The organism is Pseudomonas sp. GV105, assembly GCF_003058185.1.
GTDB classification, from domain to species: domain Bacteria; phylum Pseudomonadota; class Gammaproteobacteria; order Pseudomonadales; family Pseudomonadaceae; genus Aquipseudomonas; species Aquipseudomonas veronii.
In genome coordinates this window covers 517063-533077 of the sequence record NZ_QBUF01000001.1, presented here as the reverse complement: position 1 = coordinate 533077, position 16015 = coordinate 517063, and the positions used below count along the sequence as shown (strand labels likewise).

Here is a 16015-nt window from a genome sequence, read left to right as displayed (position 1 = left end):
GGGAGGGCTTTGAGTTTATCTGCGCAGATCTGCGCAATTGAGCTTCAATAACAGGGAGCCTCTGCCGATAACAGTATCAGTGACGCTCTAGCGGTTGGGTTCCCAACCGGCTGTCCAGGCTACGGGGATGACCAGCATGACGATCAAATTACGCTTATGGCTATTGATTGCGACCGGGTTGCTCACCGCTTTGATCATGAGCCTGGCCGGTTACCTGGGAAACGTCCGGATGGCCGATGCCGTGCAGGATAACGAGATCAGCATGACGGTGCTGCGCAACCACATGGAAGCCGACATGATGCACGACGCCCTGCGCGCCGATGTGTTGTCGGCGATGTTGGTCGGGTTGGGTAAAAGCACCAGCACCAAGGCCGAGGTCGGCAACTCGCTCAAGGAGCATGCCGAGCACTTTCGCCAGGTGCTGGAGGACAACCTCAAGCTGCCGCTGGGCGACACGCTCAAGACCAGCCTGGAAAAAATCAAACCCAGCCTGGATACCTATATCAGCGCCGCTGAACGCATTGTGGCACTCGCGCTGGACAACCCGGAGGCCGCTCGCGGCGAACTGGAGACCTTCAATACAGCCTTCAGCCAGTTGGAAGGTCAGCTGGCGAGCCTCAGCGAGCTGATCGAAACCAATACGCAGCAAACCAGCATCGGCACCCGACAAACCATCAGCAACGCCAACTTCACCTTGGGCGTGGTGTTGATTGCGAGCCTGCTGCTGCTCCTGGCGCAGGGCCGCTGGGTTACCCGGAGCATCATGGGGCCGTTGCAGGCCGCAAGCCGCATCGCCGACAGCATTGCCCGTGGCAATTTGAGCGAACCGATTGTCGAGCCCCAGCGCAAGGACGAGGCCAGCGCGCTGATACGCAGCCTCGGCACCATGCAGCGGGACCTGCGCGGCATGATCGAAGTGGTGCGCAGCAATGCCCATGGCGTCAATGGCATGAGCGAGCAGTTGAGCCAGGGTTGCCATGAGGTGGCGGGCAGCAGTCAGCAGCAAAGTAGCGCCGCCAGCACCATGGCGGCGGCGGCCAGTGAAATGACCGCCAGTATCGAGGAAATCACCCAACATGCGGCGCGCGCACTGAACATGGCCAACCAGGCAGAAGCCTTGGCCAAGGACGGCGGTCGGGTGATCCACCAAGTGGTCAGTGACATGGCTGGCATTGCCCGTTCGGCGCAGCAGTCGGCTCACGTCATCCGCACGCTGGACAAGGAGTCCGAGGCAATCTTCAGCATTATCCAGGTCATCAAGGGCATTGCCGATCAAACCAATCTGCTGGCCCTGAATGCCGCGATCGAAGCCGCCCGTGCCGGTGAACAGGGGCGCGGTTTTGCGGTAGTCGCCGATGAAGTGCGCAGCCTGGCCGGACGCACCAGCGCCTCGACCCAGGAAATTGCCAGCATGGTCGGCCGTATCCAGCAAAACACCCGCGAAGCGGTGACCAGCATGGAGGAGGGCGTCACACAAGTGGACAAGGGCATGGCCGTGACCGCCGAAGTCGAGCGCGCCATCCGCGAGATTCTCCAGGCCACCCTCAACACCACCGAGTTGGTCAACGACATCTCCCGCACCATCAGCGAGCAAAGCCTGGCCAGTAACGAAATTGCCCATCAAGTGGAGATGATTGCCAGCATGTCGCAGCGCAACAGCCAGGTGATCGGCACGACGGCCTCGACGACGGACGAGTTGTCTGCGTTGGCGGGGAAATTGTCGCAGTCGGTGGATCGATTTCGGCTCTGAGCATCACCGCTGATTTAGACAACTCGACTCAATCCTAACGCCAGCAGCCATCGGCAATTCGTGATGGCTGAGGGATGAGGTTTGGCTGTTTGGTACGCTGGCGGCTAGGGATATACGATCGTGACAGTCGCCATTGCAGTGACCGCTCCAGCGGGTGCGGTATCGACACCCGGCATCCGCACGTACTGTGCTGTAAAGGGCATGGTATATGAGGCCCCCGCAGCAGCCGAGGAATTGCCATATTGAATCGGTGCCTGCGAAGGCAGCGTACTGCCTGTTGGCGTAGGGCCGAATGTGATCGGGGCTGTCTCGTTGCTGTGGTAGAGGCGTACCCCCACTTTATTGTCTGCACTTGGCTGCAGATAGTTCTGCTGACTACCGGTGTGAAGCGCATCGGTGAAATAGGTGGAATAAACCGCGCCTTTGCCGCAAGCCGAGGCTGTGATCGAAAACGCCATTTCGCCCACCGTGCCCGCGCTGCGTGTACTGCCTTGCGAGGCAATCTGCGACTGTGTGGCGGAGTTGAGTTTGACCGTCTGATTCAGTTCACCGGCGCTGAACTTGCAGGTAGGCAGGTCCTTGGGCAGTGCTGATTGCAACTGAGGCAAGTTCAACGCGTAGTTGGAACCTCTAAAACAATTGATTGTGCTCTGTGTCCCCGTCGAGTCCGGGTAAACATACATGCCCACAAGAAGTTGTGGCCCGCGCTGGGCGGCCATGTACTGCGACAGAAGTGTGGTTGTCGTATCATTGGCCGCATATTTGGCCGCGTCGACGATGACCAGTTCATACTGCGCATAATAGGTAACGCTGCCATTATAACGAATGAAATTGGTGGAGGTTGGCAGATAAGCATAGGCGACGTCGAGCGTATTGGGGGCAAGTATGACTGGCGTATAACTAATTACTCTCGTGAGTATGTTGGACGTCAGTGAGGTTATCGTCATCCTGCCGCCGATACCGGACGTGGTGGAAAGTGGTACCGAATTGGTACTTGTGTCGTAATTCGGGTAGCTGCCCCCGGCGTTTGTCTGTATCCCCCATGAATACACGGAGTCCGCACCGGTGGTGCTGTTTCCGCCGCCGCGGATATTCGTCAAGGTGATTGGCAATTTCATGGTGATGGAAGCTAATACCGTACCATTGCCAAATGTCGCCGGCTGCTTGATATCCCAGCCCCCCGACGCTTGAAAGCTCGATGCGGAACAAGAGCCTATCTCCGCGTATACCGGGGAAACCCAGAGCACACCCAGAATCAACGTGACTGCACTGCACAACTTAGCTAGACGGACACCCCAAGAGTTCAAAAGGTTGGCTTGTCTAGGCTCTGAATATTTCATCAAAATGCCCTCTGAAATTGGCCTGATATGCGTGGTATGGATTAAATATGGTTCGGCTGAAAACCCCACGCGAGAACGCAAGTTCAAGTTAGTTTAAAAGTGCATCTGGCTGCTGTATATCGGACAAGTATTAAAAACGCTGGCAAGCCAGGTCCTGCACGATGGGATTAACCCCCTTCGAACTTGAACGGAGGTGTCACTTTGAACTCGCGCGACACTTCGCCGGAAAAGATATTCGACTGATCCTTGCCCAGCTCCAGTTTCATGACGTTGCCCGTGCCGGGGGAAAAATCGATCTTTTTCAAATCGACCCAGAAGGTATTGGGCGTCAGGGCCGATTCGAAGAAATACAACTTGCGTTGATGATCCACCACCGAACGCCAGCGGGTGGAGGAGATGTTCGGCTCCCCTGGCGTGGAAATGCCGTAGGGCACGGAGACGTTCCTGATCACGCTGAATACACTGGCCAGCGACACCTGCGGGTTCTCGGTCTTGGGAATCGCGTTGACATAAAAGGACGCCCGGGCGAAGCGGTCGGCCGCGCGGTTGGTGCCCGGCAACATGACTGTCCCGCCGATGGATTTCCAATAGGCATTGAGGGCCAGCTGTTGATCAAAGGTCGGTGAGTTGGTCATGACCTGGAACTCCCGACCATGGTGAATCACCGGCTTTCCCTTGATGTACTCGATGATCGCGCTGTCGCCCGACGCATCGGACAGGGACAGATGCAGGGTCGCCAAGCGAGTGTCCCCGGGAACCTTGGACGTCACCAGGGTGAATGGTTCTTTCTTCAGCGCCTCCACGGCCTCAGCCACCGTGGCGTAGTTGTCCAGCACGTATTGCGCCCAGGCGGCGATGCTCAGTCCGGGCTTAGTGCTTTTGGCCGTTGGGTATTCCGACTCCACCAGCCACAGCAGGTTGGCGACCAAACCTGCCTCGTTGACCCCGTCGGTGGTGGCGATGTCATAACCCGAAGCAATCACGCTCCCATAACGCGAAGTCCACTTGATCGAACCTGCGCCCACTTCGCCATTACGCTGCATACCCTGGGGAAAGATCCACAGGTTGGTCGCTACATCGGTTTTCCAGTCCATGGAGCGCGCGGTGATCACCGTCTGGTTATCCCCCAGGTAGGTCAGTCGCGTGCAGGCCTGGGCGACCGGCAGACACAGCATGAATCCTGCCAGGCCAAGGGCTAGCGCGTGGGTGATGGGTTTACGCAACTGTGCTCCCTTCATTGTATGACTCCTCAACTGCTGATCAGAAACGCACGGACAGGCCGATTGCCGGGCCGCGCTGGGTAACGTCGTACTTGAACGTATTACCGGTGAAATCGTGAGTCTGATATTTCTGTGATAACACTCGATAGCCCGCTCGCAGCGTAGTTGGGTATTGGAACAGGTGGGTCCGATACCCCAAATACCCCTGGGCGCTGTAACTGCTCTTCGTCGCGGTATCGAAGCCGCCGACGTCCACTTCGCCGGAGGCCGTCCAACGTTCATCAAGATCCGTCAGCATCCGCACGCCCAAGAACGGATCGCTCCATTGCGCTTTCTTGCGGGTAGCAAAGCCGATGCTGTCGATCTCCAGTTTGCTCGCCAGGCGGGTCCAACGTACCCCGGCAGTCGGTTCTACGCGCCAGGCGCGCGGGTCGCCGAAAATCGTCGTGCCGCCGAGCGCTTGCTCATAGGCGAGGTAATAGACCCCCGCCGCGATGGTGGTCTGCGTGATGTTGAGTCCAGCCTTCTGGCCCAACACCCGGTGGGACTCATGAGTATCGGCATGGACTCCATCGACATAGAAGCCGAGGCTGCGGTTGGTGACGTCGAGATTACCCATGACGACCGAGCGCAAGTTGTTCAAGGTTTCAGAAAACGGCACGTCGACGTGGGTACTTACACCGCCGAGCGTTGCCTGGCCGGACATCGAAGGTGCCCACGCAAATGGGCTGACAAGCACGCGCCAGGGCGCATCGCCATGTGCGGATGCGGCGCTCGAGTCAGCCGCCTGGGCCTGTTGCCATTGCATGGAAAAACAACTGATGGCAATCAGGATATAGATCATTTTTGTTTTAGCGCACTTGAATGTCATGGCCGGATTTTTCCACTTTTGCACAATGGGTTCGCTCCGCAAAGTCATCGCCAAACCAAGGTTTTCCGGTGGTTTGCGAGATTAACAAGAGAAAGATATGAAGCGAGCCTGAACTTTATCGTGAATTTACTAACGCCAGAAGATAGAAGGACTTGCATTCGTTCCAGTCTTATTTGTTTGCACTAAAAAAGCAGACGGGTACGAGAGTCTGCAAGGTGGCAGGCCACTATATTAGTCCTCTGATAACGATTGGGCCTAACCATCAACTAGTTGCGAATATCATGAAAATCAATCTCATTATTGCTGACGATCACCCAGTATTAATCTCGGGTATACAACATGAGTTGTCCAGCATTCATACGCTGCAGGTGGTGGGAACTGCCAACAACTCTACTGAAATAATGGAGCTGCTCGCCAAGGAACAATGCGACATCCTGATCACGGATTATGTGATGCCTGGCGGTGAGTTTGGTGATGGGATGACCATGCTCTCTTTTCTGCGCCGGCGCTACCCGAGCCTGAAGATCATCGTGTTCACCATGATCGACAGCCAGATCATGCTGACCGAGTTGATCAAGCTCGGCGTACACTCGGTATTAAACAAATCGGAGCATATCAGCCACCTGATATTTGCCATTCATGCACTCTACGCGGGGGCCACTTATTTTTCGCCGAAACCCCATCCCGGCAACGATCTCAACCCGGCCCAGACCCGCACGACGCGGCGTTTATCCAGGCGCGAGGCAGAAGTCATTCGGTTGTATGTGTCTGGACGCTCGGTCAATGAAATTGCCAGCGAATTCAATCGAAGCAAGCAGACCATCAGTTCGCAAAAAACCAGCGCCATGCGCAAACTGGGCATCAAGCGTGACGTTGAACTGATTCGCTTTGCCCGTGAGATGGGATTAGTTACCACCATGCGCTCAGACGATTACTTCGAGGAAAAACTCGATTAATTAAAAACACCATGACGAATATTTTTGATACTTGTCTCATTGTCCGAACATATGACGACCTGAATAATTAGTCGCGTCGCCACCCGCCAACTTTTCTTGGTCACACAACAAGGTTTACGGTTTTTTTAACTTGCATTACTGCAGTTGGTATTTCTCTATGTTTATTAAAAACAGTCTTGAGCCTAGGTTGAATGACCAGGACTTCATCCATGCCATTACTGGCGGTGAGGCTTTTCGCGTGGTCTTGCAACCCCAGCACGATCTGCTGACCGGCGCCCTGGTCGGCGCTGAAGCCCTGGCCCGCTGGGATCATCCACAACACGGCGAAATTGCGCCCTCGCTGTTCATACCTGCCTTGACCCGGCTGGGGGGCGAGCCCGGGCTGTTCAAACAGGTGGTCAGGCAGATCCAGGCGGTATTGTGGGTGCTGGTCGAAGCGGATGCGGCATGCCCGATTTCAGTCAACACCTCGGTGGCGACGCTGTCGATTCCAGGCCTCTTGCGCGAGCTTGAGCGCAGCCTGAACGAAAGCCGGGTTTCGCCGCGCTTGATGAAAATCGAGATCACTGAAGACCTGGCGATCGATGATCTGCAAAGCCTCGCCGATGAACTCCACCGGATGCGCGCTCAAGGCTTCGGGATCAGCATGGATGACTTCGGCATCGGTACCTCTACGCTGGAGCGACTGACACAGTTGCCTTTCACCGAGCTCAAGATAGACCGCTCCTTTGTCCGCCGCATGCTGCATCAGCCAGCGGCGGGCGCCGTGGTGCGGGCGGCGCTGGAGTTGGGTAATACCCTGGGGATGGAGGTGGTGGCAGAAGGCGTCGAGTGCGCCGAACAGATCCACTTACTGCGGGAGTTCGGCGGGCGGGTGGGGCAAGGTTATGGACTGGGCGCCCCCATGGAAGTCGAGGCCTTCATTGCCTATGCGCTGGCTGCGGCGCGCCAGCAAGAGATCACTCCGGGGACGCGTCTGTCTCGCTGGAAGGCGTAGATGCCGTGGCGATACCGGTTTCGTAGGCGAAGCGAAACAGGTCGGCATCGCGCTCTATGCCCAACTTGCGCATGGCGCTGGTTTTTTGCGAGCTGATGGTTTGTTTTGAGCGGTGCAGTTGTTCCGCAATTTCGTTGATCGACTGACCGCCGACGTACAGCCTGACCACTTCCAACTCGCGTTTTGTCAGATCCAAGCCTTCATCCGCATTCCTATGGTGACCGGCAGAGCCCGTCCGTGAAATCTCGGAGGGGAAATAACGCGCGCCTGCATGCACAGCATGAATCGCCGATATCAGATGACGGGTTTCATTGACCTTGCCCAGCACCGATTCCACCCCGAGCTTGGCCAGTTCTTGAACGATGGCGGGGCTATCCAATGTGGTGAATACGACAATCTTCAAGGTGGGAAAACAACGGCGCAAATAAGAAATGAAGGTCAACCCATCGCCGTAGGCACCTCCAGGCATCGCGTAGTCGGTAACCAGGACATCGCAGGATTGGTGCTGCAACAACCCAACCAGTTCGCCAGAGTCCCGGGCGACACCGACGACGTCAAGGGTCGGAATCGCTGCGAGATCATGTTGGATGCCCGACAAAAGGGCTGGGTGATCATCGGCCAGCAGAATACGGATCTTCATGATGCGCGCGCTTTACTCGTGGAAGGTGGAGAAACAATCGATTCAAACCGTCGGGAATTTATAACTACGCCAATCAGACACGGTAGCACTCGATTGTTCTTCGACGGAAGACACTAAGACCTCATTCATCAAAGTACTAAAAGTTGCGTAATGGGGCTAGTACTTGTCTGCAATGGGTCTCCAGCCGTCCTGAAAAAGTCTGACTCGGTTCATAGTATGCCCCTACTAAAGGATGAGCCCAGTGCTGTGACCAACGCCCAAATAAACGTCTTGACTCGCTATCGCCGTTTTCAGCGACTGCTGCTGTTTGGAGGAGGTCTGTTCACCACGCTGATGGTGTTGTTGACTTTCTCATTGGGGGTGCATGAGCGCTGGCGCACGCATCTGGAAGTGTTACGCCAGGTCTTTATCGTTAACCGCAATATTCTGGCGACACAGGACATGAGCGTGCTGGTCACGCCATTCAATTTTTATGGCATGTGCAGCACTGTGCTGATTCTGCCGCGCAACGGCGACGTACAGGTCAGTGCCACCAACCCGTGCGATGACTCTCGCGACCTGGCGCCTGACTACCTGCATGATCTGGTCGATAACACATACTTGCCTCTGCAAGAGCGATACGGCGACGGGGTGTTCAGCCTCACGGGTATCGTCGCGGACAGCGATTGGGTCCTGGTGCATGCCTATAGCTCGCGCAGTATCGGCATCATCATCGGCCGGCAAGTGGGCATGGAGGGCGCGTTGACCCTGATAACGCTGATGTTGATGTGGCTGTTACTGATTGCTCTTAGGCTAGGGGTCTTTTCTCCGTTATTGAAATGGGCGCGGAGTGTCCACGAGAGTGAAAAACTCAACCGTATCTTGATCGACACCGTGCCGGTGGGATTGGGGGTGATTGCCCTGGATAGTGGCGAGGTACTGCTATGCAGCCCCACGATGCTGGAAACGGGTGAACGCTTAGCCCCTGTGGGCGCCTCCTTGTCGGCGGCCTTTATCAAACGGTATGACGAGTTGATGCTTGAATACCGCGGGCAACCAGGGAAACCGCCTGAGGCGTTCCATGAAGAGTTGAGCTTCACATTGCGCGATAACTCCAGGCTCGACTTGTCGGTGAGAATGGCGCGAGCACGCCACAAGGGGCGAGAGGTGCTGGTGACGGCATTCGCTGACATCACGGCGAAGATCCGGGTGACAGAACAGATGCGCGAAGCGCGCCAGCACGCCGATTCGGCCAATGCCGCGAAATCGGCGTTCCTCGCGGCCATGAGCCATGAGATCCGCACCCCCCTCAACGCTATCCTCGGCAATCTGGAGCTGCTGTCCCATTCCGCCCTCGATTGCGTGCAGCGCGATCGGCTGAACGTGATCCGCGCCTCCTCCGATGGCCTGCTGGCGACTATCAGCGATGTATTGGACTTCTCTAAAGTCGAGGCCGGCGAGCTGTGTCTGGAGCACATCGAGTTTGATGCGCTGGAGGTGGTGTCCCGCGCGCTCATGATGTTCGCTCCAGTGGCGGCGGCCAAGGGCCTGCGATTGATGGGCGAATTGGGCCAGGCATCGACGCAGCCGATGCGCGGAGACCCGACCCGCCTCGGGCAGGTGATCTATAACCTGCTATCCAATGCCATCAAGTTCACTGAGTCCGGGCAGGTCCTGTTGCGCATGCTGACGGACGAGTCCAGGTCACAGTTGCTGATCGAGGTCCAGGATAGCGGCATCGGCTTGTCATCGGGGCAGTTGGCGCGCATGTTCCAGGCCTTTAGCCAAGCGGATGCGTCTATCAATCGCCGCTTTGGCGGTACCGGGTTGGGGCTGGCGTTGTGCTCGCGGCTGGTGCAGGCCATGGACGGCACATTGTCCGTCGTCAGCGAACTGGGGCAGGGCAGCCGTTTCATCCTGAGCCTGCCCCTGGGGGCGTGTACGCAAGTGCCATTGGTGCCGCGCTTCAATGGCCAGCACGTATTGCTGGTGGTGGCCTCGCATTCCGCCTGTGACTATGTCTGCGGCGTGTTGCAAGCGTGGGGCCTGCGTGTCACCTGCTACAGCCATCCCTCCCAGGTCGGATCAGAGGCAATTTCGACGGCGTCGATATTGATCCTCTGGGGGGAGCGGCACAGCTGGCACGCCGCTGAGGAAAATCGACTTGTGGAGGAGTCGTCGTGGGTCATCGATTGTGCTATCGATGGAACCCGGGAACCCTTGGTTGCTGGACGTCTGTTGAGTGTTTCGATGTTCGGGCTGCGTGGGCTGGTCGCAGGCTTGCGTCATGCGCTGCAAGGCAAAGCGTTGGCCGCGCCACAAAACGCCAGAAAAGTGCTGGTCAAGCCATTGCGGGTGCTGGTCGTCGAAGACAATCTATTGAACCGCGAGCTGTTCAGGGAGCAACTCAAGCTGCTGGGCTGTGCCCCGTTGGTGGTTGCGAATGGCGAGCAGGCGCTGGCATGGCTGGACGATCAACCGTTTGACGCACTGCTCACCGACCTGGCCATGCCCTTGCTCGATGGTTATGAATTGGCACGTCGGGTGCGGCAGCGCTGGCCCGATATGCCGGTGTTGGCGGTCACCGCCCATGTCACGATGCAGGACCGCAGGCGTTGCGAAAAGGCGGGCATGCTCCGCGTGCTGGGCAAACCCTTGTCGCTGAATGCACTGGCCCAGGCCCTGTCGGAAGTGACGGGCACCGAATGCACTTACTATGAGGTCGGTCAGGGCAGTGGGCTACTGGGTGGGCAGGTCATGCCGGACAGTATTCGCGAAATGTTCTGGGAGTCCTGCGAAAGCTCATTGGCCGTGCTGCGCCAGGCCAGGCGCGACGGTGATGTGCAGCAAATGCTCGCAGAGTTACACTCCCTGCGCGGCATGCTCGGGGTGTACCGGATGCGCGGGGTGAGCCGCAAGCTGATCGATGCGGAGAACGGGCTGAAGTGTGGGGCCGCTTCCGCGCTGGCGGAGGTGGACAGGCTGATGGCAGAACTGGCGGCAGAGATCAATCTGGCGCGCACCGCAGCTATCGCGTGAGCTTGCCGTTACCGCGTCTGAAAGCAGCGATCCATATTTCAGCAAATGAGTGCGCAGTGGGAGAACGTTCGAGCGATGACCACAACCTTTGACCAGGATGGTGTGCTGGCCCGCTTGCATCGCTATCAGACTATGTTGGTCATGGGCGGTGGCATTGCCATCACCGTGTTGGTGCTGCTGGCCGGGGTACTGGAAGTGGTTGCCTCGGTGATGACCTACGTTGCCCGGACCAACGAAGAAGTCTCCGTCGATGTGCGTCACGTGATGGACTTCACTGCGCGTGCCACGGCGACTTTACGCAACAATGTGCAGAACATGGAGCTTGCCTGGGAGCGTGCCGAGGCACCGGACAGCAAGCGTCTGCAGGCCTACATCGAAGCTGGCAAGCTGGTACGCGTCAATGCGTCCGCTGCCGCGCCTTCGTTGCTGGTGCTCGGCAGCACCCACCAGGACGATCCCGCCCAGGCCTGGCGCTACATCGATCTGGCGCAGCAGATGGCGCCCGCCACCGCAGTGATAGCGGCCCGAAACGCCGGTGATCTCAGCGCCTACGTCTACAGCCCCGAACAGAGTGTTCTCATCCTCGCGGTTGCACCCTGGCCCGGAGCAGAGTGGCAGGCGCGTATCGCGGCGTCCCGCGACAGCCTGTTCGAAACCCTGACCCGCCAGAACGGACGCGCACTGCTCGCAGCGGACAACCCTGCGCGGAATAGTGCAAAGGGGCTGCCGGCATTTCAGTGGCTGGCGCCCTATGACAGCCCGCTCACCGGCGCTTCGGCGATTCGGGTGGCGGCACCGCTGATCGGCCGTGATCAGCACTCTTTCGGCACTCTGGTGTTCGAGCTGCCGCTGTCCAGCCTGGCAGCCAAGTTGCCGGACACCGGCCTGCAAGGCAGTTGCATGATTCTGGGCGCCGATGGCTCGCCGATCTTTTCCTGTCAGCAGGCGGGTGGGCCTCAAACCTTGAGCGAGGCCCAGCAGGCATTGGCTGACGGCTTGGGGCGCAGCCGCCAAACGACCTATCTGCAAGGCCATGTTCTCAGCGGCTGGCCGCTGGGAGACACCTCCTGGACGCTGGTGTACGCCCAGTCGTGGCAGCAGATCGCTAAAGGTGTTGCACCGCAGATCGCCGTCACCGCACTGACCTCGGCCCTGATCATCCTGGCCACCTGGCTGGTATTGCTGCTGGTCAAGTGGCGGTTGCTGGCGCCAGCCGTGGCGCAGTCGCGCCGGGTGTTTGAAAACGAGCAACTCAGCCGGATTCTGGTGGAGACCGCACCGATAGGGCTGGGCCTGATTGCTGTCGACAACGAACAACCGTTGCTGCGCAGCCCGGCGATGATCGACATGGCCCGGCATATCTCCCGCCCTGGAACCAGCTTGTCGGCACTGTTTGCCCGGCATTTCAAACAACGGCTGACACTGCCGGGCACGCCTCCGGTGCATACCATTCGCCAGGAAGACCTCGGTGTTTCCACCCTCGATGGCCAACACATCGACCTGTCGGTGAGCATCGCCCAGGCCCGTTACCAAGGTCGTGATGTGCTGGTGACGGCGTTCACCGACGTGACCGCGAAAAAACGTCTTGAGCAGCAACTGCGTGAAGCACACCAGGCCGCGGACGCCGCCAATGCGGCCAAGTCCGGGTTCCTGGCGGCCATGAGCCACGAAATCCGCACGCCGTTGAACGCCATCCTGGGCAACCTCGAATTGCTTGCCTACTCGCCGCTCAACTCGCGCCAACGCGACCGCCTCAAGACCATCCAGACAACCTCCGATGCGTTGCTGGCGATCATCAGCGACGTCCTGGATTTTTCCAGAATCGAAGCCAATGAGTTACGCCTGGAGGACCTTGAGTTCGATGCCCTGGAGATCGCGTCTCGGGCGCTGATGATATTTGCGCCGGTCGCGCGGGCCAAGGGCCTGACGTTGCTCGGCGAATTCGAGGAGAGTGTTTCGTTGCCGATGCGCGGTGATCCTACGCGCATGGGGCAGGTGATCCATAACCTGCTGTCCAACGCCATCAAGTTTACGGACAAGGGCCAGGTACTGCTGCGCCTGACTGCGGATAAAGTTGCCCGCACCGTGACTATCGAGGTCGAGGACAGTGGGATCGGTCTGACCGCCGAGCAACAGGCGCGGCTGTTCAGTGCGTTCAGTCAGGCCGACGCCAGTATCAACCGTCGGTATGGCGGCACCGGATTGGGGTTGGCACTGTGCTCGCGCTTGACCCAGGCCATGGGCGGCAGCCTTGTGGTGCAAAGCGAGCATGGTCACGGCAGTCGATTTACCCTGCGCTTGCCTCTGGGAGCGGCGACCGGCCACCCGGATCTTCCGCGCTTCGAGTCTGAACGCGTGCTGTTGGTGGCGGCCTCGCCTGATTGTCGCACCTATTTGACCCGGGCTCTGTGCAGTTGGGGGTTACAGGTCCAGTCCTATGGTCACCCGGCACAATTGCAAGATGACCAGCTTGAGGGCGCCGACACCCTGATTCTGTGGGGCTCACGACAGACCTGGCATGCCGATGACGAAAACCGCCTGGTGGAAAAGTCTTCTTGGGTCATCGATTGCACGGAGGATGGCCCGGCCGAACCCGTGGCCGCCGGGCGCGTCCTCAGTGCGTCGGTGTTCGGTCTGCGCGGGCTGGCAGCGGCGTTGCGCTATGGCTTGCAAGGTCAACCGTTAGCGAAGGCGGAGCAGGGCATATCGGCACTGGCCAAACCGCTGAAGGTATTGATTGCGGAAGACAACGCGGTCAACCGCCGACTGTTCGAGGAGCAGCTCAAGCGACTCGGATGCCTCGCCACTACCGTGGAGGGCGGGGCAAAAGCGCTGGCCTGTCTGGAGCAGGAGCCTTTCGATGTTTTGCTCACCGACCTGTCGATGCCGGGGATGGACGGCTATGAGCTTGCCTTGCAGGTTCGCCAGCGATGGCCGGCACTCCCGGTGCTGGCGGTCACGGCGCACGTAACACCGCAGGAGCGCGCGCGCGGCGAAGACGTCGGCATGACTCGCGTGCTGAGCAAGCCGCTGTCGCTCAGGGACCTGGGCCAAGCCTTGTCCGAAGTGACCGGCACCGAGTGGGGGGGCAAGGCCTGGTCTGGCAGTGAACTCCTGGCTGGCGACGCAGTGCCTGATGACATCCGGCGGGTGTTTCGCGAATCCTGCCAGGCATCGGTGGCAACCCTGTGTCGGGCCCGGGACGCGGACGATACCGCCGCGATCCTGGCAGAACTGCATGCATTGCGTGGCGCCTTGGGCGTATTCAATATGCAACACATGGCCGCGCTGTGCATGGACCTGGAACAGGATGTGCGCGCCAACGGTGTAAGGGCTTGCAGCACCGGCGTGAAGCAATTGTGCGATGCGCTGCAAACCAGTGTGATCAGCCCCCCTGAATCATTGCATGATCTCCTGGAACGGATGTTATCCCTGGCAGATGCCAGGGCGCCCGAAGACGCCATGGCTCAAATCGCCGTGCTGGCGCGCCAAGCCCAACAACGTCTGCGCGATGGTTGATCGCGGTGACTGACTGCTATGCGTCGCTCTCGGCGTTAGTTGCCTTTCCGAGGCTCCTCGGGCACGGAACTTGACCTGGATCAATAACGCTGTTAGTCCGCTGCGATTTTGCGCCGCAAGTTTAACTTCCGTACTGGTCCTACATAAAATCTTTCTGCTTTTACTTAGTATTCGTTGGTGCCGGTAACGGCTATCGATCGATATGCAAAGGCCTGTGGGACTTCCATTGGCGGACGATATCTATACTCCATTAAAGCAGACACTGAATATGAAAAAGCTCTTTCTAAGCGTTGCAGTTATTTCGGCAATGGGGCTCTCGGCCATGGCCAACGCGGCTTCTACTCCTACTGTTGGTGCTACAGGCACTATCACTTTCAATGGCACTATCAGTGCCGATAGTTGTGTTGTTCATAGTGACGGCCCTGGCACTGCGGGCGGCAACCTGACTTACAACCTCGGGACTGTTCCAGTCAGCGCCCTGGGGACTGAAGCCAATCCAAGTGGCGGCGGTACCCTGACCGCGCTGCCGACAGACCTGAACTTGAGTGTGGAGTGCGGTTCGGCGGCAACCACCGTCGAACTGAAACTGACGCCGACTGCAGTCTCCGGCAAAGGTATTGCGGTGAGCGGTGGTGCGACCAACGTACAAATCATGTTGGTTGATACGCGTACCAGTACTCCGGCACCGCTTGACTTCACCTCAGGCAGCGCAACCTTGACCGGTGCGATCAGCGGTGGCAGCAGCAGTATCCCGCTGAAGGCTTACTACACCCACACGTCCTCGGGCGCGGCAACTGCGGGTCCGGCCAACGCAACCGTGGCCTACACCCTGTCTTACAACTAAGCCCTCGGCTTGTCTCAAGCGAGGTTGCAGAACCTTGCTTGAGGTCTTTTTTCGGAGGATTGTTTTTTGACCACTTTCATATTTCGTAGTCTCGCGGCCCAAGTCATGCTGGTGACGGCGTGCCTGGGTTTCAGTTTGTCTGCGCAGGCTGCCATTTCCCTTAGTGGTACTCGCCTGATATTTGAGGGTAAGAATAAAGAAGCCTCTATCATTGTTCGCAATGAAGGTTCAAAAGTGCTGGTCCAGTCGTGGATCGAGAGCAATACGCCCGGTGATAGTGGTGAACTACCATTTGCAGTAACACCGCCATTGGCCAAGATGCAACCTAATGGCCAACAACTGTTGCGCGTACTCTATGCAGGCAAGAGCGATTTGCCGACCAATAAAGAGACCGTGCTCTGGCTCAATGTTCAGGAAGTTCCGGAGCAAGTCGAAGGCGAGAATACGCTGCAGTTGGCGATTCGTCAGCGCATCAAGCTGTTCTATCGTCCTGCGGGCATCAGCGGAACGGCGGCCGATGCGGCTACCGGTTTGACCTGGCAATTGGTTCAGCAAGCCGGAAAACCGGCGCTGAGAGTCGTCAATTCCAGTGCTTTTCATGTCCCGATCAATACTGTCGATCTGAGTGCCATGGCGCAGCAGGAAAAACTCTCCACGCCCTTCATGATCGCGCCGGGAGAGACCCATTACCTGACGTTGAAGAACGCTGGCATTTCGCCCCAGGCGCGCCTCAGCTTCAAGGCCGTCAACGATTACGGCGGCGTCGACACTTTCAACGCACAACTTGTCAGCGGCACCCCCGTTCAAGCTCAACGCGCAACGCCTTAACCACACGCCCGAGCGCCTCCCTGGCATCTGTC

The 16015-nt window shown here is 58.3% G+C and carries 11 protein-coding genes and 1 pseudogene; 8 read left to right on the top strand and 4 right to left on the bottom strand.

Annotated elements, in window-relative coordinates; all coding sequences use genetic code 11:
* Positions 1 to 127: 127 nt before the first annotated feature.
* Both C8K66_RS31510 and C8K66_RS31505 read left to right on the top strand, forming a co-directional pair.
* Positions 128 to 892 (top strand): annotated as a pseudogene (locus tag C8K66_RS31510) (MCP four helix bundle domain-containing protein); the annotation flags it as partial.
* Complete coding sequence (locus tag C8K66_RS31505) at positions 887 to 1750, top strand: methyl-accepting chemotaxis protein (RefSeq protein WP_371920069.1); 864 nt, start codon at positions 887 to 889, stop codon at positions 1748 to 1750. The pseudogene C8K66_RS31510 and the gene C8K66_RS31505, both read left to right, overlap by 6 nt.
* 104 nt (positions 1751 to 1854) lie before the next feature.
* Here the strand turns inward: C8K66_RS31505 and C8K66_RS02250 are convergent, their stop codons facing one another.
* The 3 genes from C8K66_RS02250 to C8K66_RS02240 form a co-directional block, all read right to left on the bottom strand.
* Positions 1855 to 3090, bottom strand: a complete 1236-nt coding sequence (locus tag C8K66_RS02250) for a fimbrial protein (RefSeq protein ID WP_108524166.1) — start codon at positions 3088 to 3090, stop codon at positions 1855 to 1857.
* A gap of 167 nt (positions 3091 to 3257) precedes the next feature.
* Positions 3258 to 4328: a linear amide C-N hydrolase gene (locus C8K66_RS02245; protein ID WP_108524165.1), complete on the bottom strand. Its 1071-nt coding sequence runs from the start codon at positions 4326 to 4328 to the stop codon at positions 3258 to 3260.
* A gap of 22 nt (positions 4329 to 4350) precedes the next feature.
* The gene (locus C8K66_RS02240) at positions 4351 to 5229 is read right to left on the bottom strand and encodes a hypothetical protein (RefSeq protein WP_371928129.1); all 879 of its coding nucleotides are present in this window, start codon (positions 5227 to 5229) and stop codon (positions 4351 to 4353) included.
* Between the two features lie 233 nt (positions 5230 to 5462).
* On the opposite strand from C8K66_RS02240, the gene C8K66_RS02235 reads away from it, so the two are divergent.
* Both C8K66_RS02235 and C8K66_RS02230 read left to right on the top strand, forming a co-directional pair.
* The gene (locus C8K66_RS02235; protein ID WP_108524163.1) at positions 5463 to 6137 is read left to right on the top strand and encodes a response regulator transcription factor; all 675 of its coding nucleotides are present in this window, start codon (positions 5463 to 5465) and stop codon (positions 6135 to 6137) included.
* 157 nt (positions 6138 to 6294) lie between these two features.
* A complete protein-coding gene (locus C8K66_RS02230; RefSeq protein WP_108524162.1) occupies positions 6295 to 7134 on the top strand; it encodes an EAL domain-containing protein in 840 nt (279 codons plus the stop codon).
* On the opposite strand, the gene C8K66_RS02225 is transcribed toward C8K66_RS02230, so the two are convergent.
* The gene (locus C8K66_RS02225; RefSeq protein WP_017846236.1) at positions 7097 to 7774 is read right to left on the bottom strand and encodes a response regulator transcription factor; all 678 of its coding nucleotides are present in this window, start codon (positions 7772 to 7774) and stop codon (positions 7097 to 7099) included. The genes C8K66_RS02230 and C8K66_RS02225 overlap by 38 nt on opposite strands.
* Positions 7775 to 8020: 246 nt before the next feature.
* Here C8K66_RS02225 and C8K66_RS02220 point away from each other — a divergent pair, with 246 nt between their 5' ends.
* The 4 genes from C8K66_RS02220 (at position 8021) to C8K66_RS02205 (ending at position 15983) form a co-directional block, all read left to right on the top strand.
* Complete coding sequence (locus tag C8K66_RS02220) at positions 8021 to 10792, top strand: ATP-binding protein (protein WP_158276040.1); 2772 nt, start codon at positions 8021 to 8023, stop codon at positions 10790 to 10792.
* 75 nt (positions 10793 to 10867) lie between these two features.
* The gene (locus tag C8K66_RS02215) at positions 10868 to 14311 is read left to right on the top strand and encodes a hybrid sensor histidine kinase/response regulator (RefSeq protein ID WP_158276039.1); all 3444 of its coding nucleotides are present in this window, start codon (positions 10868 to 10870) and stop codon (positions 14309 to 14311) included.
* Positions 14312 to 14537: 226 nt separating this feature from the next.
* Positions 14538 to 15155, top strand: a complete 618-nt coding sequence (locus C8K66_RS02210) for a fimbrial protein (RefSeq protein WP_218279029.1) — start codon at positions 14538 to 14540, stop codon at positions 15153 to 15155.
* Positions 15156 to 15221: 66 nt separating this feature from the next.
* Positions 15222 to 15983 (top strand): molecular chaperone, encoded by a 762-nt coding sequence (locus C8K66_RS02205; protein ID WP_226926191.1) that lies wholly within the window; start codon positions 15222 to 15224, stop codon positions 15981 to 15983.
* The last annotated feature ends 32 nt before the right edge of the window (positions 15984 to 16015 follow it).